This is a genomic window from Propionivibrio pelophilus DSM 12018 (assembly GCF_059569095.1).
The window spans coordinates 15,345-40,641 of the sequence record NZ_JCANUT010000009.1; the positions used below are offsets into that span (position 1 = coordinate 15,345).

General features: G+C 61.5%; 23 protein-coding genes and 1 riboswitch. Of the genes, 13 read left to right on the top strand and 10 right to left on the bottom strand.

Going from position 1 to position 25,297, the window contains the following annotated elements:
• The first annotated feature begins 14 nt into the window (after nucleotides 1–14).
• Nucleotides 15–5,669 (top strand): hybrid sensor histidine kinase/response regulator, encoded by a 5,655-nt coding sequence (locus BO74_RS06200; protein ID WP_496440853.1) that lies wholly within the window; start codon nucleotides 15–17, stop codon nucleotides 5,667–5,669.
• On the opposite strand, the gene BO74_RS06205 is transcribed toward BO74_RS06200, so the two are convergent.
• Entirely contained in the window at nucleotides 5,647–7,095 is a 1,449-nt protein-coding gene (locus tag BO74_RS06205) for a cryptochrome/photolyase family protein (RefSeq protein WP_496440854.1), read from the bottom strand. The genes BO74_RS06200 and BO74_RS06205 overlap by 23 nt on opposite strands.
• Before the next feature lie 57 nt (nucleotides 7,096–7,152).
• Here BO74_RS06205 and BO74_RS06210 point away from each other — a divergent pair, with 57 nt between their 5' ends.
• The 5 genes from BO74_RS06210 to BO74_RS06230 are packed head-to-tail and all read left to right on the top strand — an operon-like array spanning nucleotide 7,153 to nucleotide 10,884.
• Complete coding sequence (locus BO74_RS06210; RefSeq protein ID WP_496440856.1) at nucleotides 7,153–7,713, top strand: YqgE/AlgH family protein; 561 nt, start codon at nucleotides 7,153–7,155, stop codon at nucleotides 7,711–7,713.
• Entirely contained in the window at nucleotides 7,706–8,188 is a 483-nt protein-coding gene (gene ruvX / locus BO74_RS06215; protein WP_496440858.1) for a Holliday junction resolvase RuvX, read from the top strand. Before BO74_RS06210 ends, ruvX begins: the two co-directional genes overlap by 8 nt.
• On the top strand, nucleotides 8,166–8,672 hold the full coding sequence (gene pyrR, locus BO74_RS06220; protein WP_496440859.1) for a bifunctional pyr operon transcriptional regulator/uracil phosphoribosyltransferase PyrR: 507 nt from the start codon (nucleotides 8,166–8,168) through the stop codon (nucleotides 8,670–8,672). Before ruvX ends, pyrR begins: the two co-directional genes overlap by 23 nt.
• A complete protein-coding gene (locus tag BO74_RS06225; protein ID WP_496440861.1) occupies nucleotides 8,665–9,624 on the top strand; it encodes an aspartate carbamoyltransferase catalytic subunit in 960 nt (319 codons plus the stop codon). The genes pyrR and BO74_RS06225 overlap by 8 nt, the downstream gene beginning before the upstream one ends.
• Nucleotides 9,625–9,627: 3 nt before the next feature.
• Nucleotides 9,628–10,884 carry a dihydroorotase gene (locus BO74_RS06230; RefSeq protein ID WP_496440863.1) on the top strand — a complete coding sequence of 419 codons (1,257 nt, stop codon included), beginning with the start codon at nucleotides 9,628–9,630 and terminating at the stop codon, nucleotides 10,882–10,884.
• Nucleotides 10,885–10,887: 3 nt separating this feature from the next.
• On the opposite strand, the gene BO74_RS06235 is transcribed toward BO74_RS06230, so the two are convergent.
• The 4 genes from BO74_RS06235 to BO74_RS06250 are packed head-to-tail and all read right to left on the bottom strand — an operon-like array spanning nucleotide 10,888 to nucleotide 13,231.
• Nucleotides 10,888–11,175 (bottom strand): DUF167 domain-containing protein, encoded by a 288-nt coding sequence (locus tag BO74_RS06235; protein ID WP_496440865.1) that lies wholly within the window; start codon nucleotides 11,173–11,175, stop codon nucleotides 10,888–10,890.
• 7 nt (nucleotides 11,176–11,182) lie between these two features.
• Entirely contained in the window at nucleotides 11,183–11,731 is a 549-nt protein-coding gene (locus BO74_RS06240) for a YggT family protein (RefSeq protein ID WP_496440866.1), read from the bottom strand.
• Between the two features lies 1 nt (nucleotide 11,732).
• Complete coding sequence (proC, locus tag BO74_RS06245; RefSeq protein ID WP_496440868.1) at nucleotides 11,733–12,545, bottom strand: pyrroline-5-carboxylate reductase; 813 nt, start codon at nucleotides 12,543–12,545, stop codon at nucleotides 11,733–11,735.
• Entirely contained in the window at nucleotides 12,542–13,231 is a 690-nt protein-coding gene (locus tag BO74_RS06250) for a YggS family pyridoxal phosphate-dependent enzyme (RefSeq protein WP_496440945.1), read from the bottom strand. Before BO74_RS06250 ends, proC begins: the two co-directional genes overlap by 4 nt.
• Nucleotides 13,232–13,298: 67 nt before the next feature.
• Between BO74_RS06250 and BO74_RS06255 the strand changes: the two genes are divergently transcribed.
• The 6 genes from BO74_RS06255 (at nucleotide 13,299) to BO74_RS06280 (ending at nucleotide 20,232) form a co-directional block, all read left to right on the top strand.
• Nucleotides 13,299–14,345: a type IV pilus twitching motility protein PilT gene (locus tag BO74_RS06255; RefSeq protein ID WP_496440870.1), complete on the top strand. Its 1,047-nt coding sequence runs from the start codon at nucleotides 13,299–13,301 to the stop codon at nucleotides 14,343–14,345.
• A 21-nt stretch (nucleotides 14,346–14,366) separates the two neighbouring features.
• The gene (locus BO74_RS06260) at nucleotides 14,367–15,503 is read left to right on the top strand and encodes a PilT/PilU family type 4a pilus ATPase (protein ID WP_496440872.1); all 1,137 of its coding nucleotides are present in this window, start codon (nucleotides 14,367–14,369) and stop codon (nucleotides 15,501–15,503) included.
• A 240-nt stretch (nucleotides 15,504–15,743) separates the two neighbouring features.
• Nucleotides 15,744–16,337 (top strand): 2-oxoacid:acceptor oxidoreductase subunit gamma family protein, encoded by a 594-nt coding sequence (locus tag BO74_RS06265; RefSeq protein WP_496440874.1) that lies wholly within the window; start codon nucleotides 15,744–15,746, stop codon nucleotides 16,335–16,337.
• Nucleotides 16,330–17,586: a transketolase C-terminal domain-containing protein gene (locus tag BO74_RS06270; protein ID WP_496440876.1), complete on the top strand. Its 1,257-nt coding sequence runs from the start codon at nucleotides 16,330–16,332 to the stop codon at nucleotides 17,584–17,586. The genes BO74_RS06265 and BO74_RS06270 overlap by 8 nt, the downstream gene beginning before the upstream one ends.
• A gap of 10 nt (nucleotides 17,587–17,596) precedes the next feature.
• Nucleotides 17,597–18,610 carry a thiamine pyrophosphate-dependent enzyme gene (locus BO74_RS06275; RefSeq protein ID WP_496440879.1) on the top strand — a complete coding sequence of 338 codons (1,014 nt, stop codon included), beginning with the start codon at nucleotides 17,597–17,599 and terminating at the stop codon, nucleotides 18,608–18,610.
• Nucleotides 18,610–20,232 carry an NAD(P)-binding protein gene (locus BO74_RS06280; RefSeq protein WP_496440881.1) on the top strand — a complete coding sequence of 541 codons (1,623 nt, stop codon included), beginning with the start codon at nucleotides 18,610–18,612 and terminating at the stop codon, nucleotides 20,230–20,232. Before BO74_RS06275 ends, BO74_RS06280 begins: the two co-directional genes overlap by 1 nt.
• 65 nt (nucleotides 20,233–20,297) lie before the next feature.
• On the opposite strand, the gene cbpB is transcribed toward BO74_RS06280, so the two are convergent.
• The 5 genes from cbpB to BO74_RS06305 all read right to left on the bottom strand — a co-directional run bounded on the left by cbpB (nucleotide 20,298) and on the right by BO74_RS06305 (nucleotide 24,309).
• Nucleotides 20,298–21,677: a peptide-modifying radical SAM enzyme CbpB gene (gene cbpB, locus BO74_RS06285; RefSeq protein WP_496440883.1), complete on the bottom strand. Its 1,380-nt coding sequence runs from the start codon at nucleotides 21,675–21,677 to the stop codon at nucleotides 20,298–20,300.
• Nucleotides 21,678–21,824, bottom strand: a complete 147-nt coding sequence (cbpA, locus tag BO74_RS06290) for a modified peptide precursor CbpA (protein ID WP_496440885.1) — start codon at nucleotides 21,822–21,824, stop codon at nucleotides 21,678–21,680.
• Nucleotides 21,825–21,900: 76 nt separating this feature from the next.
• Nucleotides 21,901–22,092: riboswitch (cobalamin riboswitch) on the bottom strand.
• 42 nt (nucleotides 22,093–22,134) lie between these two features.
• A complete protein-coding gene (locus tag BO74_RS06295; protein ID WP_496440887.1) occupies nucleotides 22,135–22,773 on the bottom strand; it encodes an alpha/beta hydrolase in 639 nt (212 codons plus the stop codon).
• A 10-nt stretch (nucleotides 22,774–22,783) separates the two neighbouring features.
• Nucleotides 22,784–23,092, bottom strand: coding sequence for a (2Fe-2S) ferredoxin domain-containing protein (locus BO74_RS06300; protein WP_496440888.1), 309 nt, complete (start codon nucleotides 23,090–23,092; stop codon nucleotides 22,784–22,786).
• 32 nt (nucleotides 23,093–23,124) lie between these two features.
• On the bottom strand, nucleotides 23,125–24,309 hold the full coding sequence (locus tag BO74_RS06305; protein WP_496440889.1) for a VanZ family protein: 1,185 nt from the start codon (nucleotides 24,307–24,309) through the stop codon (nucleotides 23,125–23,127).
• 254 nt (nucleotides 24,310–24,563) lie between these two features.
• Here BO74_RS06305 and BO74_RS06310 point away from each other — a divergent pair, with 254 nt between their 5' ends.
• A complete protein-coding gene (locus BO74_RS06310) occupies nucleotides 24,564–25,268 on the top strand; it encodes a transglycosylase SLT domain-containing protein (protein WP_496440890.1) in 705 nt (234 codons plus the stop codon).
• Nucleotides 25,269–25,297 lie beyond the last annotated feature (29 nt).

The window sequence follows — 25,297 nt, forward strand, 5'->3', positions numbered from 1 at the left end:
AGAAACTGCCCTAGATGAGTGCCGTGACCGAATTTGATATTGGCCCGCTGACCTGGGTCAAAAGCGAAATTGATCTCGCGCTGGCTCACGCCGTCAAAGCGCTGGATGGCTATGTGTCTGCCCCTGCCGGGCAGGGTGATCCAACCCAGATCAAATTCTGCCGGACGCATCTGCATCAGGTCCACGGCGCGTTGGCCATCGTTGGCCTGGATGGGGTGACCCGGTTCGCGGAAGCGCTTGAGAACCTGCTGGAGAGGATCGAGCAGGGGAGTTGTCCCGCTGGCGGGGCCGCCGTCGATGTGGCGAAACGAGGGCTGGAGGCGATAGGGCATTACCTTGACGGGCTGATCAGCGGTTTGCCGAATCAGCCTTTGCGCTTGTTTCCCCTCTACCAGGAGATTCAGTTGGCGCGTGGGGTCGAGCGCGTGGTACCGGTCGATCTGTTTTTCCCTGATCTTTCGGTTCGTCCGCCCCGTCCGGGTGTGCCGGTGAAGAAGTTTTCTCCGGAGGATTACAAGCAGTTTTTGAAGCAGGAGCGTGTCTGTTTTCAAAAAGGACTTCTGACGTGGCTGCGTGCTCCGGCCGATCGTTCTGGCATCCGGGAAATGCTTGGCGCGGTGCAGCAGATCGAAGCGACGCAAGAGACGAACTCCGCTCGCTCGTTCTGGTGGGTGGCGTCCGGCCTGCTTGCAGCCATGAGCGATGGCGCGATTTTCGACACGGCGGGCGTAAAGCAACTGTGCGCACGCATCGACCTGCAGATTCGCCGCCTGATCGAGGGTTCGAAGAACGTTGCCGAGCGCTTGATGCGCGACGCGTTGTTCCTGGTCGGGAACGTTGAAAGTGATAGCGCCTCGGTTCGGCAGATCAAGCAGGCATACGGTCTTGACCTGTCGATTCCGTCCAAGGACAGCATGGACGCCGACGAAGCAGGCCTGGCAGTGTCAGGCCGGTTGCGCGATGTCATCGAGGTGCTCGAGGAATCGTGGAGCAAGTTCTGCGCGGGGAACCGGTCGACCCTGGAGGCATTCAGAGAGAACGCAGGAACGCTGGCCGGACTCGTGGAACAGTTGGGGCACACTGATTTTCGCCGCTTGGCGCAATCGATCGTCGTCGCGGCGAACTGGCTGTCCGCGGATGCCGGTCGCCATTCCGACGCCATGGCCATGGAGGTCGCCACCGCGATCCTGTTGGCGCAGAATGCAGCGAAGAATTTTGGCCGTCTCGGTGCTGATTTCGCGCATCAGGTCGATGTGACCGTCGAGCGGATACACGCTTGTGTCTCGGGCAAGCTGCCGCAATCGGGAGCGGAAATTCCTCTTCTCGACGAAATGTCGCGGCAGGCTCAGGAGAAATTGCTGGTTGCGCAAGTTGCCAAGGAGATTCAGAGCAACCTGGTGCAGATCGAGCAGGTTCTGGACGGATTCTTCCGGGACGTCGAGCGGCGCCCGGACCTGGCCAGTCTTGAGACCCCGTTCAGGCAGATCGTTGGCGTTCTGACGATGCTGCGCCATGACGGGGCAGTTGCCGCGCTGCAGGAATGCCAGGAGGATGTGAGGCGCTTTTCCTCGCCGGATTATGCGCCTCTGGAATCCGATTTCGAAAGTCTGGCGGGTCGTTTGTCGGTGCTCGGATTTTTTGTTGATGCGTTGCCGCATGGCGAGAGCGACTACGACAGTTTCGTACGCAGGCTGCAATCGAGAGCGCCGGAGGAAGTTCCCGAAGGCGAAGAGTTTGACCAGGAAACGTCGGTCGAACAGGAGGTCCAGCAAAGCAAGCGCGAAACCCAGGCCTTGTTGAGCGCATTCAAGGAGCAGCCTCAGGACGCGGAGTTGCGCGCGGAACTCAGACAGAATCTCGTCACGCTGAAGAACGATGCTGACCTTGTAGCCGATTCGGTGCTTGGCGAACAGACCAAGGCGATCCTGTCAGTTCTCGATGGCGGTACCGATGCCGCGCCGCAGATCGATCAGGCGATGGGCATGCTCACGTCAGGCGCTGCAGATGATCTGCAGCCCTCGCAGGATACCGTGCATCTGTCGCAGGCCAGCAGCGAGGAGATCGATGCCGAATTGCTGGGGATCTTCCTGGAGGAGGCGAACGAGGTTCTCGGTACCATCGGGGAGAATCTGGCTGCGCTTAAAGCACAGACGCATGACCTGGATAGTTTGACGACCATTCGACGCTCTTTCCATACCCTCAAGGGCAGCGGCCGGATGGTCGGCCTAAAGGATGTGGGAGAGGCCGCCTGGGCGATCGAGCAGACGCTCAATCTCTGGCTTCGCCTGGAAATGGGTGTCAGCGGGGCATTGCTCGATTTGCTCGAACACGCGTCCGGCATTTTCTCGGAATGGGTTCGCTATCTGGAAACCGGGAAGGGGCGTGCGCCAGATCCTGCCGAGATGGTCGCCCGCGCGGAGGCGTTGCGCTCAGGAACAGAAGGTGCCGCGCAGAAAGAACCTGAGGATTCGCAGGTAGTGACACCGGCGGATGCTGAGGTTGGGGAAAGCCAGAGCATCGAGATCGGTCCGATTGAAGAAGGCTTGCCGGCGGGTGCGGAATCGACGGCTGAAATCATCCATGTCGATTTTTCCTCCGCGGCTCCCGTTGCGCAGGAAGAAGGGCTTGCTTTCGCATCCTTGGAAGACCCGGAAAACGAAGATCTGTACGCGGGCGAGCCGCCGTTGTCCGGGGACGAGACATTCACCGGGGGCGATGCGAGCGAACCGCTGGAGCCGGCACGGCCCGAGGTGACGAAGCCTCATCAGCGCCTCACAATTTCTCCTGCGCTGTTCGAGATTTTCTCGGAAGAAGCGAATGCGCATCTGCAGACGCTGCGTCGTGAACTTCCTGTTCTGGAGAGTGCTGACTCGGCTCCGACTCCGCAAAACATGTATCGTGCCGCGCATACCTTGGCTGGAATCTCCGCCACGGTTGGCCTTACTCCGATCAACCAGCTGGGGTACGCCCTGGAGCACGCCCTGCTGCGGCGCGATCATTCGGAAACTCCGGGCAGCCTGGAAGCCCTCGGTGTAATCAGGAGAACGGTGGGAGAGCTTGAGCTGATGCTCGCGGCGCTAGCCAAGCAACAGGAAATCAGCGTTCCTCCTGGCCTGGTCGAAGAACTCGACGGGCTTTATCCTGCCGTTGTCGTTACCGCCAATGTGCAGTTGGAGATTCCGGACAAGTCCCCGGATGACTTCAGTGAACAGCGACAGCCTGCTCAGGAACAGGCCCTTCCGTCCGAAGTCCGAGAGATCGTAGACGTGCTGGCGGATGTGCCGGCAGAGCGTCCTCCGCTCGTGCCGGCGGTGCCGTCACTGAACGACGAACTCGACGAGCAATTGCTGCCGATCTTCCTCGAAGAAGCTGCGGAGATCAATCAGGGGATTTCCTCGCAATTGCGCGCGTGGCGTGCTGATCCCGGCAGTGCCGAGGTCGTGCGGGTGCTTTCCCGCCAAATGCATACCCTGAAAGGCAGTGCGCGGATGGCCGGGGCCATGACGCTCGGCGAGATCGCGCACGCGCTTGAAACTCGGATTGGCGAGGTGGCCAAGGCCGGCGTGGCTTCTGCGGACGTCATCGACGAGATCGAAAGCGCGTTCGACTCCATCAGGCAAATCGTCGAGCGTCTGGAGCGGGGCGAAGTGCTTGGAGCCGACGAAGTGCAGGCTCCGGAAACATCGGCGACTGGCGCGACGGTTATGCCGGCCTCGCCGCCACAGGAAACGGGCGAACGTCCGGCGCAAGGTTTTGTCGAGCGCCGCGCCGACCGTACGCGACTTGTCGATGTTGCCGCGGAAGTTGAAGGTGACGCAGCACAACAGCAGGCGGTCCTCCGTGTTCGCGCCGGTGTCATCGATCGCCTGGTTAACGAGGCCGGGGAATTGGCCATCGCCCGTTCTCGTATCGAAGGGGAAATGCGCAGTCTGAAAGATTCCCTGCTCGATCTGACCGAAAACGTCATTCGCTTGCGTCGGCAGCTCAGGGAAATCGAGATTCAGGCCGAATCGCAAATGCAGTCACGCGAGGCGTTGGCCGATGAGCGTCACGCCGGGTTCGACCCGCTGGAGTTCGACCGGTTCACCCGGTTCCAGGAATTGACCCGGATGATGGCGGAGTCGGTCAACGACGTAGGTACTGTCCAGCAGAACCTGCTCAAGAATCTCGATGACGCCAACGCGGCGCTCATCGCCCAGGCGCGCCTGAACCGCGAAGTGCAGCAGGAGCTGATGGCGGTGCGCATGGTGCCGTTCAGCAGTCTGGCTGATCGCATGTACCGGATCGTTCGGCAAACGTCGAAGGAGTTGAACAAGCGCGCCAACCTGGAGATCAAGGGCGGGCAGGTGGAGCTCGACCGGAGCGTGCTGGAGAAGATTGCCGCGCCACTGGAGCACATGCTGCGCAACGCCATCGCCCATGGCCTGGAAGATCGTGAAACCCGGCGAGCCAGAGACAAGGCGGAAATCGGCGATATCTCGCTGTCCCTCAAGCAGGAAGGTAATGAAATCGTACTGGCGCTCGCCGACGATGGCGCGGGTCTCGATTACGAACGGATCCGTTCCCGCGGGATCGCTGCGGGGTTGATCCGGGCGGAGGACGAGGTCTCTCCGGAGCGATTGGCCGAGTTGATCTTCGCGCCGGGTTTCTCGACGGCGGAGGAGGTCTCTCAGGTTGCCGGTCGCGGCGTCGGTATGGACGTGGTAAAGACCGAGATCGGCAGCCTTGGCGGACGTATCGAAATACTCTCGACCCCTGGCGAGGGAGCCGAATTCCGGCTCATCATCCCGCTGACGCTGGCCGTCACCAAGGCCTTGCTGGTTCGTGCCGGCAGCAAGACCTACGCCATCCCGTCCGTGATGATCGAGCAGGTGCTCGATCTGAAGGAGCCGGCGCTAAAGCGGATCCGGGATGCCGGCAGCGCGGAATGGATGGGGCATCATTATCCGTTCAGTTATCTCCCGCATCTCCTCGGTGACCGCCAGGCATTGCCGGAACAGCATCGCCAGTACTGGACATTGCTTTTGCGCAGCGGTGCCCGCCGCTTGTCGGTCCAGGTGGATGAGTTGCTCGGCAACGAGGAAATCGTCGTCAAGAACATCGGGCCGCAGATTGCCCGCGTGGTGGGGGTGGATGGCGCTACGGTTCTGGGTAACGGTCAGGTGGTGTTGATCCTGAATCCCGTGGCATTGAGTACGCGAACTCCGGTGGAAGCAGTGGTACAGGCAAGCACGCAACCGGAAGAGGTGCCCGTGGTGGTGCCACCAGAAGAGGGGGCGCAGGCGACCCTGCCGACCGTCATGGTCGTGGACGACTCGCTGACCGTGCGCAAGATCACCGGACGTTTGCTGGCGCGGGAGGGGTATCAGGTGCTCGTTGCCAAGGATGGCGTCGAAGCGCTGGAGCAGTTGCTCGACGTGGTGCCCGACGTGATGCTGGTGGACATCGAGATGCCGCGCATGGACGGCTTCGACCTGACGCGCAACATTCGCGCCGATGCGCGCCTGAAGGATGTGCCGATCATCATGATCACCTCGCGTACGGCGGACAAGCATCGCAACTATGCGTTCGAGATCGGCGTCAACCACTACCTCGGCAAACCGTATCAGGAGGAAGAGCTTCTGCGGCTGGTTGCCGAGCACGTGGCTAGGCGCCGCCAGGCTTCTTGACGACCGCGTAGCGCTCCAGCGTCCGGCGCCTCGCTTCGTCGTGATCGACGACGGGCGCCGGGGTGTCTTTGCCGACGATGACGTTGCAGTCCTTTTGTTGCTGCGCGGTCATTCGCCAGGGGGCATGGATGCATCGGTCCGGGACGGCGGCCAGTTCAGGCAGATAGCGCCGGATGAACTTGCCCTGCGGGTCGAAGCGTTCCGATTGGGTGACCGGGTTGAATATCCGGAAATAGGGCTGCGCATCGCAGCCGCTCGACGCGGCCCATTGCCAGCCGCCGTTGTTGGCGGCGAGGTCGAAGTCGTTCAGCTGGCTGGCAAAATACGCTTCGCCGCGACGCCAGTTGATCCCCAGATCCTTGATCAGGAACGACGCGGTGACCATGCGTAGCCGGTTGTGCATGTATCCCGTCCGGTTCAGTTGGCGCATGGCCGCATCGACCAGCGGGTAGCCCGTCGTGCCGTTTCGCCAGGCTTCGAAGCGGGTGTCGGCGAGTTCTCCGGTTTCCCACTCGATGCGGTCGAATTCGGCTTTGAACGAATGATCTACGACGTGCGGGAAACAGTCGAGAATCATGAAGTAGAAGTCCCGCCAGATCAGCTCCGACAACCAGACGGCGGCGCCGCTCTCGCCAGCTTGCGCCCCGACCGCTGTCGCGGCCCGGATCAGTTCGCGGATCGAGATCGTCCCGAAACGGAGATGTGCCGACAGGTAGGAGACGCCTTTGGCCGCCGGAAAGTCGCGTGCCGTTCCGTAGTGGAGCATGCGGCCTTGAAAATCATCGAGCAGGCGGCGAGCCCCCCTCATGCCGGGAACGATCCCCACATCGATGAGGTCGGTGGGCAGGAAACCCAGTTCGCCGAGGGGCGGAATCGGGCAAGGCGCTGGCGCTGGGGCGAGTTTGTTCGGGATGGGGGAAAAACAGGCGCTATCCTCTTCCGTCAGGCGTTTCAACCAGGCGTTCTTGTAGGGCGTGTAGACGCCGAACGGGCGGCCGGCTGCGGTGAGTACTTCCGGATGTTCGAAGACCGACTGGTCCTTGAAGGACTCGAAAGCAACGCCGTACTCGCGCAACGTCGCTTCAACCGTTGCATCCCGATGCTTTGTCGCCGGCTCGTAGTCGCGGTTGGCGAATACAGCAGAAACGCCAAGTTCGTTGGCCAGGCGAGGAATTTCCTCGGCAGAAAATCCGTGCCGAACGATCACTCCGCCTCCCGAGCCTTTCAGCGCGGAATCGAGTTCCACGAGCGACTCGCGGATGAACTCGACACGGCGGTCGGCGGTTCCGCGCAGCGGATCGAGGATTTGCCGATCGAATACGAAGGCGCAATAAACCTTGCGGGCACGCCGTGTGGCTTCGGCGAGCGCGACATGATCGTTGTCCCGCAGATCACGCCGGAACCAGACCAGAACGGAATCGAGCAAGAGTGTCCCCTTTGTGGCGTCAGATTGCGGCGATAGAGCGATAAAATACGGGCCATCATGGCCAGCCTGAGTCTAACCAATCATTTCCTCATCGCCATGCCGACGATGGAGGATCCCTATTTTGCCAAATCCCTGGTGTTCGTTGCAGAGCACAACGATGAAGGCGCGCTCGGCGTGATCGTCAATCGACCGATCGACATGAACCTGGCGACCCTGTTCCGGAAGATCGATGTGCCCCTGGGCGAGGAGGTGCTGGGAGACTCGCCCGTGCTTTTCGGCGGCCCCGTGCAGACCGACCGCGGGTTTGTCCTGCATCGCCCGCTGGGGGCCTGGCAGTCGACGCTGGCGGTCAGTCAGGACATCGGGCTGACGACATCGCGCGATGTCCTCCAATCGCTTGGTCTGGGCGGGTCGCCGCAGGACATGGTGGTTACGCTCGGCTATTCCGGGTGGGGCGCGGGGCAGCTCGAACATGAACTCGCCCAGAATGCCTGGCTAACCGTTCCGGCCGATCCAAAGATTCTTTTCGAATTGCCGCACGAACAAAAACTTGCTTCGGCGCTTCAACTGCTGGGCATCGACCCCGCCAACCTCGCCGGGCATGCGGGTCATGCCTGAGGCGGATGCGCCCAGGCGCGGAACGTATCTGGCGTTCGACTTCGGCGAGAAGCGCATCGGCGTCGCGGTCGGCGAGTGGCCGCTCGGAATGGCGCACCCGTTGAAGACGATCCGTAGCGAACGGAACGATGAGCGCTTCTCTGCTATCGCCGCCCTGATCGACGAGTGGAAGCCGGCAGGGCTGGTCGTCGGTCTGCCGGTAGCGCTTGATGGCACGCCGCACGCCATGACTGCGCGCTGCACACGTTTCGCCAATCAGCTGCGCGGCCGCTTCCGGATGACCGTCGATTATGCCGACGAACGTCTGAGTTCGGCCGAGGCGGAGGAAAGGCTGCATGAAAGTGGCTACAATGCGAGGGGCGCCAAGGAGCATCTGGATGCCGTGGCCGCGCAAATCATCCTGCAGTCCTTCTTCCAGCGAATTTCTCAAAACCGTACGGATTCCTCTAGCCATGTCTCTCCCGACCTTACCTGATGCCGAAGCGCAATGCGTCGCGCTTGCGGAGATGATTCGCCCGAATTTGCAACCCGGAACCATGTTGGTCGGTATCCATAGCGGCGGGGCCTGGATCGCTCGCCGACTGAGCGAACTGCTAGGCTTGCCCGATGAAATCGGGTTGATCGATGTTTCGTTCTATCGTGACGATTTCGGCGAAAAAGGGCTGCATCCACAGGTCAAGCCGACAAGCATTCCTTTCGAAGTCGAAGGACGGCCGCTGATTCTCGTCGATGACGTGCTCTACACGGGGCGGACGACACGGGCGGCGATCAATGAACTGTTCGATTACGGACGCCCCGCCAGCGTCCGACTGGCCGTCCTGGCCGACCGGGGCGGGCGTGAATTGCCCATCTATGCCGAGTTCTGCGCGTGGCAGGTCGAGCTGGCCGATTCCCAGGAGTTGGTGCTCGAGCCCGATGCGTCCGGCCGTTTGCAATGGAGGTGTGTCGATCATGCATAACCCGCAACTCAACGTCCATGGCGAATTGACCCACCTGCTGTCGATCGACGGGTTGCCGCGCGAGGTGCTGGTGCAGATTCTCGATACGGCGTCGAGCTTTCTGGAGGTTTCCGACCGCGACGTGAAGAAGGTGCCGTTGCTGCGCGGGAAGAGCGTGTTCAACCTGTTCTTCGAGAACTCGACCCGCACGCGCACGACGTTCGAAATCGCCGCCAAGCGGCTTTCCGCCGACGTCATCAATCTCGACGTGGCGCGCTCCTCGACGGCCAAGGGCGAAACGCTACTCGATACCATCGACAACCTCGTTTCGATGCACGCGGACATGTTCGTGGTGCGGCATGCCTCGTCCGGCGCGCCTTACCTGATTGCCGACCACTTGCGACGGACCGGTCGCGACGACGTGCACGTGGTGAATGCGGGCGATGGGCGGCACGCGCATCCGACGCAGGGGTTGCTGGACATGTACACGATCCGCCACTTCAAGAAGGATTTTTCGAATCTGACGGTGGCCATCGTCGGCGACATTCTCCATTCCCGGGTGGCGCGTTCCGACATCCAGGCGCTGGGCGTACTCGGCGCGGCGGAAGTTCGCGCTGTCGGGCCGAAGACGTTGTTGCCGACGGATATCGAGCGAATGGGAGTGCGCGTATGCCATGACCTGCGCGAAGGGGTTCGCGACTGCGATGTGGTGATCATGTTGCGTTTGCAGAACGAACGAATGAACGGGGCGTTATTGCCCTCGGCCAAGGAATATTTCAGGTCTTATGGCCTGACGCCGGAAGTTCTGGCGCTGGCCAAACCGGACGCCATCGTGATGCACCCCGGGCCGATGAACCGCGGTGTGGAAATCGATTCGGAAGTGGCTGATGGACCGCAGGCGGTGATTCTGTCGCAAGTAACCTTCGGCATTGCCGTGCGCATGGCGGTGATGAGCATTCTGGCGGGGAACTGAGCAATGCAAGAGCAAAGCATCCATATCAAAGGCGGCAGGCTGATCGATCCGCGAAACGGCGTTGATGCGCAGGCAGATGTGTTCGTGGCCAATGGCGTTGTCTGCGCGGTCGGAAGCGCCCCACTTGGTTTTGCTGCGGACAAGACGATCGATGCCGCTGGACGCATCGTCTGTCCGGGTTTGGTCGATCTTTCTGCACGATTGACGAATCTCGACGCGGAACTCCTGGCGGCTGTCGCCGGCGGGGTCACCTCGGTCGCCTGTCCTCCGGACACCAAGCCGCCGCTGGACGAACACAGTCTGGTCGAGCGGCTCGTTCAGCGCAGCGAGTCGATCGGTCTTGCTCGCGTGTTTCCGGTGGGCGCGCTGACGCAGCAGCTTGGCGGTGAAAAGCTGGCGGAAATGGCGGGGTTGTCGCGGGCGGGCTGTATCGCCTTCTCGCAGGCCACACGCCCCATTTTCGACACCCAGATCCTGTATCGCGCCATGCAGTATGCGGCGACCTTCGGTTTTGCGATTCGCCTGCATCCCCAGGATCATTACCTCGCACTCAACGGCGTCGCGCACGATGGTGAAGTGGCGTCGCGGCTCGGCTTGGCCGCCATTCCGGTCTGTGCAGAAACGCTGGCGATCTCGACGGCGCTGCATCTTGCGCGTGAAACCGGGGTTCGTCTGCATCTTTCCAAGATCTCCTCGGCCGCCGGAATGGTGTTGATCCGGGAAGCCAAGGTGGCTGGCGTGAAAGTCTCATGCGATGTGGCGATTCACCACCTGCACCTTTCGGAGACGGATATCGGCTATTTCGACAGCCATGCCCGCTTCGATCCGCCTCTCCGCGCCGATCGCGACCGTGCTGCCTTGCGGGCTGCGGTTGCCGAAGGCCTGGCGTCGGTATGTTCTGACCATACCCCGGTGGACGAGGACGGCAAGCAGCTGCCGTTTGCCGAAGCGACTCCCGGTGCTGTCGGGTTGGAACTGCTGCTGCCTCTGGTCTGCAAGTGGGCGGCTGAAGACAAGATTCCTCTGGCAACCGCGATTGCCCGGGTAACCAGCGATCCTGCCGCGGCTCTGGGTATTGATGCTGGCTCGCTCGGTGTCGGACAGCGTGCCGATATCTGCGTCTTCGACCCCGAAGAGCCTTGGTGCGTCAGGCCGGAGACACTTCACAGTCAAGGGAAGAACACGCCTTTCCTCGGCTGGGAAATGTCCGGGCGGGTCTGTGTGACGCTGGTCGGTGGGCGTGTAGTTTTCGCGGTCTGAGCGTCAGGCTTGAAGACGTGTTTCGAGGTCGGGCACGTCTTCAGCGATTTCGACCACTTTGCGGCGAGAGGTCTGGCCGCTGATCAACGAAATTTTCGATTTGGCCAGCCCGAGCCGTTTCGCCAGAAAATCCAGCAAGGCGGCATTCGCCTTGCCGTCGACGGGGGGCGCCAGCAGGCGGATCTTCAACGCATCGCCATAGGTGCCGGCTATCTCGGTTTTCTTCGCTCCCGGCTGGATATGCAGCGTCAGCGTTGTGCGCGTGCCGTGGTGATGAAGCCACTCGGGCATGGTCGTTTCAGAGAAAAATCAGAACAACCTGGGCGGCGAGGATGGCGATCAGCGGTGTCAGGTCAACGTTGGCAATCGGAGGAATGATGCGTCGCAGCGGTCGTAGCAGCGGATCGGTCATCGCGCCGATCGGGCGGCCGAGGGGCGAGTACGGATTGACCCAGGACAGCACCGCCTGCGCAATGAGCAGTCCGATGAACAGATAAACGCAGAGACGCACTACGGCTAGCAGACCCTGAAGCAGGATGATGCCGGCAATTTCCGCGGGGGCCAGCGGAATCAGCCTTGGCTGGAGAAGCAGCAGGACGGCCAGCGCGAGAATTTGCAGGAGGTAGGCGCCGACCAGGCTGGCCGAGTCGAGTCCGAAGGCCGGGGGAATGACCTTGCGCAGTGGCAGGACCAGCCAGTTGGTCAGCCTGAGCACGAAAGAAGCCGCCGGCGTGTTGAACGGGACGCGTCGCATCTGCATGAAAAATCGCGCCAGCAGAAGAATCGAGAAAAAGCCGACGACGGAGTTTACGATCAGCAACAGCGCCTGGATCAACGGGCCGGCCATCTCAGTCCTTGCCCAGCAGGTCGGCGAGTTCGCCGCCGCGCGCGTTGGCGGCCTTGGTTCCCGCGATGATCGCTTCTTTCAGGCCACCTTCGGTCATGGCGCGCAAGGCCGCCTCGGTCGTCCCGCCTTTCGAGGTGACGCGTTCGCGCAAGACACTGGCGGGCTCTTCCGATAGCGAGGCGAGGCGCGCTGCCCCGAGTACGGTTTCGATCGACAACTGGCGGGCCTGTTTCGGGTTGAAGCCGAGTTCGATGGCTCCCTGATGCAGCGATTCGATGAAGTAGAAAACATAGGCCGGGCCGCTACCGGAAATGGCGGTCAGCGCATCGATCTGCGACTCTTCGTTCACCCAGACCGTGCTGCCGACGGCGTGCATGATACGTTCCGCGCCGAGGCGCTCCGCCTCGGAAACGCTCGGGAGAGCATAGAGCCCGGTGACGCCCGCGCCGATCAGTGCGGGCGTGTTCGGCATCGCCCGGATCAGCCGGTCGTGTCCGCCGAGCCAGCGAGAGAGGTCGCAAAGGCGCAGGCCGGCGGCGACGCTGATGACGAGTTGCTGATCGATGAGCGGCTGCAGCGGAAGGCACGCTTCGCGCATGTGCTGCGGTTTCACGGCGAGCAGCAGGGCGTCACAGTAGAGCGCGCTGGCATCGGGCGTGGCGTAAGTGCGAATGGCAAAAGAGCGTTCGAGGCTGGCCCGGTTTTCGTCGTTGATCTCGATGACGGCAATTTCATTGGCCGGAAATCCGTTGTTCAGCAGACCGCCGATGAGGGCACTGGCCATGTTGCCGCCGCCAAGAAAGGTGATTTTCATGATGTGTGTCTTTCCCCAAATAGTGCCGTCCCTACGCGGACGAGCGTGGCGCCCTCCGCAATGGCGGCTTCAAGGTCGTTTGACATGCCCATCGAGAGCGTGTCGAGTGCAAGACCGTGAGTGTTGAGATAATCGAACAATTCGTGCAATTGCCGAAATGGTTGCCGCTGCCGAGCGAAATCGTCGGTCGCCTCGGGGATTGCCATCAGCCCACGCAACTTGATGCGGGGGAGCTGAGCAATCCGGGACGCCAGCGAAAGAGTCTCGTCGGGTGAAATTCCGCTCTTGGTTTTCTCGCCGCTGATATTGACTTGCAGGCATAGTTGCAGCGGCGGCAGCGTGTCGGGACGCTGTGCCGCCAAGCGCTCGGCAATCTTGAAGCGATCGATGGAATGTACCCAGTGGAAGGCTTCGGCGATCGGGCGCGTCTTGTTGCTTTGCAATGGGCCGATGAAATGCCACTCCAGGTCAGGCAAGCCCACTTCGGCGACCTTGGTTACCCCTTCCTGCACGTAGTTCTCGCCGAAGGCACGTTGGCCCGCGGCGGCAGCCTCGCGCACGAACGCGGCAGGCCACGTCTTGCTGACGGCGAGCAGACGCACTTCTTCAGGCTCTCGCCCACAACCCTGCGCGGCGCTGCGGATCCGTGCCAGAACGGCTTGCAGGTTGGCGGAGATTGTTGTCATAATCAGCTTCGCTAGGAGCGGCCCGAAAGTATAACACTCCCCTGATTGCTCCCAAGGATGCCCCTCGATGGATATTACCGAACTGCTCGCCTTCAGCGTCAAGAACAAGGCTTCCGACCTCCACCTGTCCTCCGGATTGCCGCCAATGATCCGGGTGCATGGCGATGTTCGCCGGATCAACCTGCCGGCGATGGAGCACAAGGACGTGCACGCCATGGTGTACGACATCATGAACGACGCGCAGCGCAAGCACTACGAGGAGACGCTGGAGTGCGATTTTTCGTTCGAGATTCCCAATCTGGCGCGTTTCCGGGTGAATGCCTTTGTGCAAAACCGGGGCGCGGGGGCGGTTTTCCGGACGATTCCGTCCAAGGTCCTCACGCTTGAAGACCTTGGTTGTCCGCGCATCTTCAAGGATATTTCGGAATACCCGCGTGGCGTTGTTCTGGTGACCGGGCCGACCGGTTCAGGGAAATCCACGACCCTGGCGGCCATGATCAATCACATCAACGAGAACGATCACGCGCACATCCTCACGGTCGAGGATCCGATCGAATTCGTGCACGAATCGAAGAAATGCCTGATCAACCAGCGCGAGGTCGGTCCGCACACCCTGTCATTTTCCAACGCCTTGCGTTCGGCGTTGCGTGAAGACCCGGATGTCATTCTGGTCGGCGAAATGCGTGATCTGGAGACGATTCGCCTTGCCCTTACGGCCGCGGAAACCGGCCACCTCGTTTTCGGTACCTTGCATACCTCCAGTGCGGCCAAGACCATCGACCGGGTGGTTGACGTTTTCCCTGCCGCCGAGAAGGAAATGGTGCGTTCGATGCTTTCCGAGTCGCTGCGCGCCGTCATTTCGCAGACGCTGCTCAAGACCAAGGACGGCATGGGGCGGACGGCGGCGCACGAAATCATGATCGGCACGCCGGCAATCCGCAACCTGATCCGTGAAAACAAGGTGGCGCAGATGTATTCGGTGATCCAGACCAGTGCCCAGCTCGGCATGCAAACGCTCGACCAGAGCCTTCTCGAACTGGTTCGCCGCAATGTCGTTTCGGGCGCGGAAGCGCGGGCGCGGGCGGCGAACAAGGATTCCTTCCCGGGCGCTTGACGATCTGCTTAAAGGAAAATCATGGAACGCGATCAGGCTTTGAAATTCATGCAGGATCTGCTGCGTCTGATGTCGCAGAAGAACGGGTCCGATCTATTCATCACCGCCAATTTTCCGCCGGCGATCAAGGTCGACGGGCGGGTAACTCCAGTTTCGAATCAGGCGCTGACGGCGCAGCATACCGCCGAGTTGGCCCGCTCGATCATGAACGATCGTCAGGCTGCGGAATTCGAGGCGACGAAGGAGTGCAATTTCGCCATCTCACCGTCGGGAATCGGGCGCTTCCGGGTCAACGCACTGATCCAGCAGGGGCGCGTGGCGGTGGTTTGCCGGACCATCAACCAGACGATTCCGACGCTCGACGAACTCGGCTTGCCGACAGTGCTCAAGGACATTGCGATGACCAAGCGCGGGCTGGTGATCTTCGTTGGCGGTACGGGTACTGGTAAAACGACATCGCTGGCGGCACTGGTCGACCAGCGCAACAGGAACAGCCAGGGGCATATCATCACGGTCGAGGATCCGATCGAATTCGTCCATGAGCACAAGGGGTGCATCGTCACGCAGCGCGAGGTCGGTGTGGATACCGATTCGTGGGAGGCGGCCCTGAAGAACTCCTTGCGGCAGGCGCCGGATGTCATCCTGATGGGCGAAATCCGCGACCGCGATACCATGGACTACGGCATCGCCTTCGCCGAAACGGGGCACTTGTGTCTGGCCACGCTGCACGCCAACAGCTCGAACCAGGCCATTGACCGGATCATCAACTTTTTCCCGGAGGAGCGCCGTCATCAACTGTTGATGGACCTGTCGCTCAACCTGCGGGCGCTTGTCTCGCAACGGCTGTTGCCGAAGAAGGACGGCAAGGGGCGGGTCGCCGCCGTGGAAATCCTGCTCAACTCGCCACTGATTTCGGATCTGATCTTCAAGGGTGAAGTGCATGAAATCAAGGAGGTCATGAAGCGTTCCCGCGAGCTTGGCATGCAGACCTTCGATCAGGCACTCTTCGATCTTTACGAGGCCGGGCGGATCACCTACGAGGATGCGCTGCGGAATGCCGACTCGATCAACGACCTGCGCTTGCAGATCAAGCTGCACAGCAAGGACTCGAAGGATCGTGACCTCAACTCGGGGATTGGTCACCTCGAAGTCGTCTGATCCGACTGTTTTTCGTTTCTCCCGACAGATCGCCCCGGCCCAGACCGGGGCGTCGTTTTTTTACGTACCGCTTTGCAAAATATCCTACTGCTTCGATCGGATTTTGATAATTGAAATATCGTTTCACAATTCGGAATTCCAGTTGTACAATTAGTTCCTAACCATCATCGTTTAGTTCCATTAACTCATTAAGTGGGTTGTGGGTGGGGTGGCTTCGATAATCAACGGATCGGAGAGTGTATGTTCGAAGTGCGTATTCACGGCCGCGGAGGCCAGGGAGTGGTAACGGCGGCGGAAATGTTATCGATCGCCGCATTCGAGGAAGGGCATCATGCGCAAGCCTTTCCGAGTTTTGGTTCGGAGCGGACGGGGGCGCCGGTGGTGGCCTTCTGTCGGATCGCGGATCGTGAGATCCGCTCGCGGGAGCCGATCATGGAGCCTGATGCTCTGATCATCCAGGATCCGAGTCTGCTTCGTCAGATCGATGTGTTCGCCGGTCTGAAGAAGGATGGCTTTGTCCTGATCAACACCAAGCAGACCTTCGAAGAGCTTGGTATCGAAGACGTGGTGCGTGAGTTCCCCGCCGATCGCCTGTGCACCCTTCCGGCGACCGACCTGGGGCTCAAGCACGTCGGCCGCCCCGTGCCCAACGTGCCGTTGCTGGCCGGGTTCGCCGCGCTTTCCGGAAAGCTGAACCTCGAGTCGGTGTGCAAGGCGATCAACGCCAAGTTCTCGGGGAAGGTTGCGCAAGGCAACGTCGCCGCGGCGACGGAAGCGTTCAACATGGTCCTGGCGCGCGCCAAGGATCTCAGCAAGGAGGTTGCCAATGCTTAAGCAAATCGAGGGCTCGCACGCCGTTGCCAAGGCGGTTGCGCTGTGCCGGCCGGAAGTGATCTGTGCCTATCCGATTTCCCCGCAGACGCACATCGTCGAGGGCGTCGGCGAGATGGTCAAGGCCGGTGAAGTGCAGAACTGCGAGTTCATCAACGTCGAGTCCGAATTTGCCGCCATGAGCGTGGCCATCGGTTCGTCGGCGGCCGGTGCGCGGACATATACGGCTACCGCGTCGCAAGGCCTGCTGTTCATGGTCGAGGCGGTTTACAACGCCTCCGGCCTCGGCTTGCCCATCGTCATGACCTTGGCCAACCGCGCGATCGGCGCGCCGATCAACATCTGGAACGACCATTCGGACTCGATGTCGCAGCGTGACAGCGGCTGGATCCAGATCTTCGCCGAGACCAACCAGGAGGCGGTCGATCTGCATATCCAGGCGTTCAAGCTGGCCGAGGAACTGAGTTTGCCGGTGATGGTATGCATGGACGGTTTCATTCTTACGCACGCGTACGAGCGAGTGGATATCCCGACGCAGGCGCAGGTCGATGCCTTCCTGCCGCCGTATGAACCGCGTCAGGTGCTCGATCCGGCCGATCCGGTGTCGATCGGCGCCATGGTCGGGCCGGAAGCCTTCGCAGAAGTGCGCTATCTGGAGCACGAGAAGCAGCTGCGCGCCTTGGAGCTGATCCCGAAAATCGCCGAGGAATTCAAGGCAGGGTTCGGCCGGGACTCGGGCGGTCTGGTGCGCGGCTACTGCCTGGACGACGCGGAAACGGTCGTGGTTGCGATGGGCTCCGTACTCGGCACGATCAAGGATACGGTCGACGAAATGCGCGAGCAGGGCGTGAAGATCGGCGTTCTCGGCATCATCTCCTTCCGTCCGTTCCCGCTTGAAGCCGTGCGCGAGGCCCTGAAAGGCGCGACGCGCATCGTCGTTCTCGAGAAGGCGTTTTCGGTCGGTATCGGCGGCGTTGTCGCCACCGATGTGCGCACCGCGCTCGATGGCGCCAGCGTCAAGGACTACACGGTCATTGCCGGCCTGGGCGGGCGTCCGATCCTGAAGAAATCCTTGCGGGCCATCTTCGACAAGGCGCTGGGCGACGATCTTCCCCCGCTGACCTTCCTCGATCTGGACTGGAACATTGTCAACAAGCAACTGGAGCGCGAGCGCCAGAAGCGCCGCTCCGGCCCGGTCGCCGAGAACATCCTGCGCGACGTCGGCAGCAGCCACGTTGCCCAACACAGCTGAGGACACGACCATGAGCTTTCAACCCGTCAAGTTCTACCAGACCGGCACGTTCACCGTCGGCAACCGCTTGTTGACGCAGGATCAGCGCAGCGTGCAAGCCAACATGGAGCGGACCAACTCCCTGAATTCGGGGCACCGCGCCTGTCAGGGCTGCGGCGAGGCGCTCGGCGCACGCTATGCCATCGACGCGGCAATGCATGCCACCGACAAGCAGATGGTGGCGGTCAATGCCACCGGCTGCCTGGAAGTGTTTTCCACGCCCTATCCTGAAACGTCCTGGCAGATTCCCTGGATTCACTCACTGTTCGGCAACGCCGCGGCAGTGGCAACCGGCGTGGCGGCGGCCCGCAAGGTCAAGCGACAAAAGGGCCTCGCCGGTGATGTGCGCGTCGTCGCGCAGGGCGGTGACGGTGGCACGACCGATATCGGCTTCGGCTGCCTGTCCGGGATGTTCGAGCGCAACGACGATGTGCTCTATATCTGCTACGACAACGGCGGCTACATGAACACCGGTATCCAGCGCAGTTCGGCGACGCCGCCGGCAGCGCGCACGGCGACGACCATGCCGGTCGGCCCGGAGCCCGGCAACCCCTTCGGGCAGGGCAAGTTCGTCCCGGCGATTGCCATGGCGCACGAGATTCCCTACGTCGCGACAGCGACGGTGGCTGACCTGCGTGACCTCGAATACAAGGTGCGCAAGGCGATGACCTTCCGCGGTGCGCGCTACCTGCATATCCTGGTGCCGTGTCCGCTCGGCTGGGGAACCGCGTCTGACGATACGCTGCGGATGTCGCGTCTGGCCAAGGAAACCGGCCTGTTCCCGGTCTTCGAAGCCGAACGGGGTGAACTGACCCACTCGACCAAGATCCGCCGCCTGCTGCCGGTCGAAGAGTACTTGCGGCCGCAGAAGCGCTTTGCCCACCTGTTCGGCAAGACGCCGGCGGTCGACACCATCGCCCGGCTGCAAGCGATAGCCGACAAGAACATCCGCAAATACGATTTGCTTGAGAAGGAGGCGAACTGATGAACAAGCCTTTTGCCATTACCCTGGATCCCGGTTCGTCGCTCGCCAACCATACCGGCTCCTGGCGTACCGAGCGGCCGGTCTACGTGAACCGCCTGCCTCCCTGCAACAATCAGTGCCCGGCGGGCGAAGATATCCAGGGCTGGCTGTTCCATGCTGAGTCCGGCAACTACGAAAAAGCCTGGCAGCATCTGACCAAGGACAATCCCTTCCCGGCGATCATGGGACGGGTCTGCTATCACACCTGCGAAGGCGCCTGCAATCGCGCCAACCTGGATGCTGCGGTGGGGATCAACTCGGTCGAGCGCTTCCTCGGGGACGAGGCGATCAAGCGCAAATGGAAGCTGGTTCAGCCGACCGAGGAAAGCGGCAAGCATGTGCTGATCGTCGGCGGCGGCCCGTCGGGGATGTCGGCCGCGTACCACCTGCGCCGCCTCGGCCACCGCGTCACCGTGTATGAAGCCGGGCCAATGCTCGGCGGCATGATGCGCTTCGGGATTCCCAAGTACCGCCTGCCGCGTGACGTGCTCGATGCCGAAATGCAGCGCGTGGTCGAGATGGGTGTCGAGGTCAAGCTCAACGCCAAGGTGGACAACATCCTCGAAACGATGAAGGCGGGCAACTTCGACGCGGCCTTCCTGGCCGTCGGCGCGCATATCGGCAAGCGCACCAACATCCCGGCCGGCGCGGTCTCGAAGATCGTTGACGCGGTCTCGGTGCTGCGCAGCATGGAAGGCGAGGAGAAGCCGATGCTGGGCCGCCGCGTGGTGGTCTACGGCGGCGGCAACACGGCGATCGACGTGGCCCGTACCGCCAAGCGCATGGGCGCCGAACCGATCATCGTCTATCGCCGCACCCGCGACAAGATGCCGGCGCACGACTTCGAGGTCGAGGAGGCGATGCAGGAAGGCGTGATGATCAAGTGGTTGTCGACGATCAAGAAAGCCGGCGACGCCTCGATCACCGTCGAGAAGATGGAACTTGACGCCAACGGCTTCCCGCAACCGACCGGCGAAATCGAGACGCTCGAGGCCGATTCGGTCGTCCTGGCGCTGGGTCAGGACGTCGACCTCGGGTTGCTCGAGGGCGTTCCCGGGCTGGAAGTTACCGATGGCGCGGTCAAGGTCGATGCCAACATGATGACCGGTCACGCTGGTATCTTCGCCGGTGGCGACATGGTGCCGACCGAGCGCAACATCACGGTCGGTGTCGGCCACGGCAAGAAGGCTGCGCGCAACATTGACGGCTGGCTGCGCGGGACGGCCTACGTCGCACCGCCGAAGCCGCAGCTCGCCACCTTCGAGCGCCTCAACACCTGGTACTACTCCGATGCGCCGAAGACCGTGCGGCCGATGCTCGACATCATCCGCCGTCAATCGACGTTTGAGGAAGTCCAGGGCGGGCTCGATGAGACCAATGCGCTGTTCGAGGCGCGCCGCTGCCTGTCCTGTGGCAATTGCTTCGAGTGCGACAACTGCTACGGCGTCTGTCCGGACAACGCGGTGATCAAGCTCGGGCCGGGCAAGGGCTTCCAGTTCAACTACGACTACTGCAAGGGCTGCGGCCTCTGCGTGTCGGAGTGCCCGTGCGGCGCGATCAACATGGTGCCGGAAAACAACTGATCCTCGTTGTGTGAAGTGAAACGGGACGGTGACGCGAGTCACCGTCCCGTCTTTTTTATGCGGCGTTACTGCATCAGGAAGGTGGTTTCGGTGTCCGCGTCCCAGCCGTCCCACAGGAAGTCGTCGGCTTTGCTGTCGGCGATCAGGCGCAGCGCGTAGTTGACCTGCTCCTTGTAGAACTCGCAGAAGGCGCCGATCCTGTCCATGCCGCCGTTCATCTCGTGCGCTTCGGCCGGGCACGGCGAGCCGCAGAAATGGCGGATGGCGCAGTCGTCGCACGGTGCGAAGGTGTCGATGTTCCGCGCAGTGACGGTGCGGAAAGCGTCGGATGCCAGCGCCGCATTGACGCCGCCCTCGTCGAACAGGTTGCCGCCGTTGAAGCGTGGCAGACCGATGAACTCGCTGCACGGATACAGGTTGCCGTCGGCGGCCAGGGCGAAGAAGGCTCGCCCGCCGCCACAGGGCGAGATGTCGCACATCAGCCGTCGCGCCGTCGGCGCCAGGATGGCGAGCAGGATGTTGGCGAAGTTGGCGACGACCAGCTTGCGGCCGGTTGCGCGGTACAACGCGTGCGTGCGGTCGAGCGCGGCGAAGAGGGCCTTGCCCATGTCGGCGTCGGCTGGCTTGACGCCGCGGGCGCCGGGCAGCGTACAGCGCAGGGTGTTGAGCATGCAGGTCGGCACCTCGTGCGCGTGAAACAGCTCGACCATCCGTGTCAGGTGCGCCAGATTCTCGGTCGTGCAGGTGGTGATCACGCTCCACGAGCCGTAACCGCGCAAGGCGTCCATGGCCGTCAATACCTTGTCGTGAACGCTTTTGCCGCCCCAGGTGAGGCGCGTGGCGTCGGTGATGCCGGCGACCGGGCCGTCGAGCGAAAGGCCGATGCTGACGTTGCGCCTGGTCAGAAAGTCGATCGCCTCCCGGTCGAGCAGCGTGCCGTTGGTCTGGATGCCGAAGGCGAAGTCGTTGCCGAATTCCTCTATCGCCGCGAAAACCGCCGCCTTGTTCATCAGCGGTTCGGCGCCGTGGAAAATGGCACGCGGCGTGCGGCCTTCCGGCATGGCCGAGCGGAAATAGTCGCGCAGCTTGCCGAGCGCGGCGATCAGACGGTCTGTCGACATGTGTTGGCCACCGCTGCGTTGCTTGCTCGGCAGGTAGCAATAGGTGCAGTTCAGGTTGCAGCGCTCGGTCGGGTTGAGGTACACCCCGGAAGGCGTCAGCTCGAAACGCAAAGCGTGGAGTTCACGGGCGAAGCCGTCGGCCTTGGCACGGAAATCCTGCATCAGCGGTGTGCTTTCGGCCATCGCTTCGGCGATGCGTGTCTTGTCGACGAGCGCCCAAAAGGCCGTGTTCGGGTCGGTGACGGCGGCATAGATGTCGTGGCCGATGTCCATGGGAATCAGCGGGCCGCAGGATGCGGCCCGGGCAAAATTGGCGTCGGTCATCTACTTGGCCGCTTTTTTGTCCATCAGCACATAGTGCGAGAGGCCGATGCCGTCCGGATTGCAGCTCTTGCGGATGGCAATGGTCGGAGCAGCGGGCTGGCTGGTTTGTGCGGCCTGGTGATCTTGCTTTTGAACGGTTTGCGACATGTTCCTCTCCTCGGGAAATGAAAAAGGGCTCCGGCTGAAGGTACGCGGCTGCATACCTTCAGCCGGAGCCCTTGCCAAAGCTCCGCTTCAGTCCGACACGTCTTCTGGCTACCGGATCAGCCTGAGCGCTGCGCCTTCCCGGCGGAGTGTTCTCCGTCAGTGGCTGGTCGTTGCCGACCGTGCAGCGTTCGTCCCCGGATACAGCGGCGGGCCCGCCACGGATTTGCACCGTGTTCCGTTTCGTCGGATTGAATGGAGCGCGCATTGTCCTTGACCGCCGGGGGCGGGTCAAGTCATTGTCATCAGGCGGTTACTCGCGCCAGGCGCGCAGGATGATGTCGCGAATGATGTGCAGCTTGCGGTGGAAAAAATGGTCGGCCCCCGGGATGACGATGACTGGAAGGTCGATCGGTTCGGCCCAGGCCAGAACGTTGTCGAGCGGAACCGTGGTATCTGCCGAGCCGTGGATGACCAGGGTGTCCTCGGCGACTGCCTCCGTGGCGTAGTTCCGCGCGCCTTCGACGTGGCCGGCGGCGGTGCCGACCAGGATCAGTCGCCGGGCCGGTTGGCCTGACTTGGCTAGCGCGTCGGCCACGCGCGACTGCACGTAGGCGCCGAATGAGAAGCCGGCCAGCACGACGGGCAGTTCGCCGAAAATGCGTTTGGCTTCGTCGAGCACCAGCAGCATGTCCTCGGTTTCGCCGCGTCCGTCGTCGTGTTTTCCCTCGCTGGCACCCACCCCGCGGAAATTCGGGCTGAACACGGCATAGCCGATCCGGCCCAAGGTGCTGGCGACGGTGTGTACCACCTTGTTTTCGTTGGTGCCGCCGAACAGGGGGTGCGGATGGCAGACCAAAGCGATGCCCCGAGGGTCATCCGGCGAATCGACCCGTGTTTCGATATTCCCTGCTGGGCCATCGATGGCGATTGTTCGGGTGGTTGGCTTCATTCGGGTGGGCCTAGATCTTGAGGCGTTCAACCACCCGGCCATGGATCAGATGCTCCTGGACGATTTCCTCGATATCGTCGGTATCAACGTACTGATACCACACCTCCTCGGGATAGACGACGAGAACGGGGCCTTCGTCGCATCGGTCCAGGCACCCCGCCTTGTTGATGCGAATATTTCCCTTCCCCTTCAGTTTTAACTCGGCAATCCGGTCTTTCGCGTAAGTCAGAGCCTCGCTTGCGCCGAGGTTGTTGCAACAGCTCTCGCCATTTTCACGCTGATTGCAACAAAAAAAGACATGGTGTTTGAAGTAGCTCATGGTCCGGTCCTCAAGTAATTTTTCTGGTTGGGCTATATGCGTCGTCCGAGCAGAATCAGGTAGGGGAGCGATAAAAACGGCCAGAAACTGGCAGTCAGCCGGGTAAGCCCGTTGAAATTGAGAAAGTGTCCCTGGCGCCATGCAGTCAGTGCGGCGACAGAGTAAGGGTTGAATGGAGTGATGTTGACCAGAACAGTTCCCGCCATGAGCGTGACGCCTGCGAGCGCGATGCGGGCTGGGCGGGGTATGTATTGCGCTGCCAGCAGCAGGACTCCCCCAAGCATGAGTCCGAGGCCGGCGCCGGGCGACAGCCAGGCAAACGCGCTTTGAGGCCCGATCAGGATGATGGCGCCCAGCGTGCGGATGAACAGGGAAAAAAGGAAAAAACCGAGCAAAGCTACGCAGGCGTTGGCTTTTGGCAAGAAGAAGGTGCGCATCAGCAGACCGACGGCGAGCATGTTGCAGATGATGATGCCGGTTTCCATGGCGAAGAAAGAATGTGCCGCATAGGGAACAGGTGGAGCGATGCTGAATAGCTGGCGCAGGTCTCCGGATCCGAACAGGACGGTTTCTGGAGAAAGCTGGGTAATCATCCACAGGCCGGTCACCACAAGGCCGTACTCGCTGTTGGGAATGTGCGCAAGGAATTGACGCTGAATGTTATCGATCTTTGCGAAAAGCGTTGCACCAAACCATATCGACAGGAGCGCTCCCAGTCCGGTCCCGGTTCCGTTGCAGATCAAGTCGAGGGAAGAGGGGACTCGGCTTGGCAGGAACGACTGCAGGGTTTCGATGGCGAAACTGGTGAGTGTCCCTAGCGCGAAGGCCTGAAGCGCGGCGCAGGCTTTGCTGTGCCGCGCACCGAGGGCCAGTGTCAGAAGAAATCCGAGTGGCAGGTAGGCGGCGATGTTGGCCGCCAGGTCGAACCCTGTCCAGTAACGAGGCCAGGCTGCTTCCAGAAAGACGAAGGGCGAGAGTCCGGGGGATTGCCAGCCGGAGAAAGGGTGCAGGCTGGCGTAGATGATCAGGAGCAAGTAGCAGCCAGCCAGATAGCGCGGCAAGCGCCAGGAAGGCGCCGGTTGTGCGCCTTCTGCCGGTACGTGAGCGGATGACTTGCCTGCGGCCATTGTCGTGCGTGGAATGTCGTGCAGAGGTGATTCTATCTTCACCGGGCGTTGATGGAGTCCGTCGTCATGCATTTTCTTCAGAAAAGTCATGGGCTTGACAAAATCCGGTCCAATGAATAGAGTTCGCGCTCTCCCGCACTGTGGAGGCCGTTGTTCAGGAGCGGCGTAGTGCGGAACTTGTCTTTTTTCTTTGACTCTACTACTGACGACGTTCAGTTCCTGAAGTAGTTTTGCCCTGCGGCACTCCTTCCTTCTGCCGCTTCCGGGCAATGCACCCGCCTATAACCGTTTGTCGCACGGCAAGTTTGTCTGTTTGCGCGATGACAACAGTGAAAGGAGAGAGCATGTCTGTTGCTGTAACTCTCAAAAAATCGATGGCACGCAGTCTGGATGCCGTCTCCAGTTTTACCCAGTACGCAGTGATGATTGTCGGGTTGCTGTTCGTTCTCGGCACCGTCGGTCACTTTTTTGATGAGCAGGACGTGCCGGCTGGCACACAGGTTCCTGCGCCGGTCGTCGAGGCTTCCGTTCCTGCCGTCCTTCCGGTTTCTGGCGAAGGTCTTGTGCATCGTGGTGTGCCCGAAGCCAAGCCCCAGTTCACGGCGGTTCTTAGCTACGTGAAGCGTCGTTATCGTGTTTCGCCCGAAGCCGTGAGGCCGATCGTCGAGGCCGCGGATCTGATTGGCAAGGAACGCCGTATTGATCCCTTGCTGATTCTGGCGATCATCGGTATCGAGTCGGGGTTCAATCCGTTCGCCGAAAGCTCGCTGGGCGCGCGCGGCCTGATGCAGGTTATTCCGCGTTTCCACATGGACAAATTCCCGGCCGGGCTGGGTAGTCGCCATCTTTTCGATCCGGCAGTGAACATCCGTGTCGGCGTCGGCGTGCTCGAGGAGGCGATAAAACGTCGCGGCGGGCTGGTCCCGGGGCTGCAACAATATGCCGGGTCGTCCGATCCCGAGAGCGGTTATGCGAACAAGGTGCTGGCGGAAAAGGCCCGCATGGAAAAAGCCGTGCGCCGGGACCTGAATTTGGCGTCGAACGCCTGATCGCGTATCGCATCGCAAGCCAGCCCCCG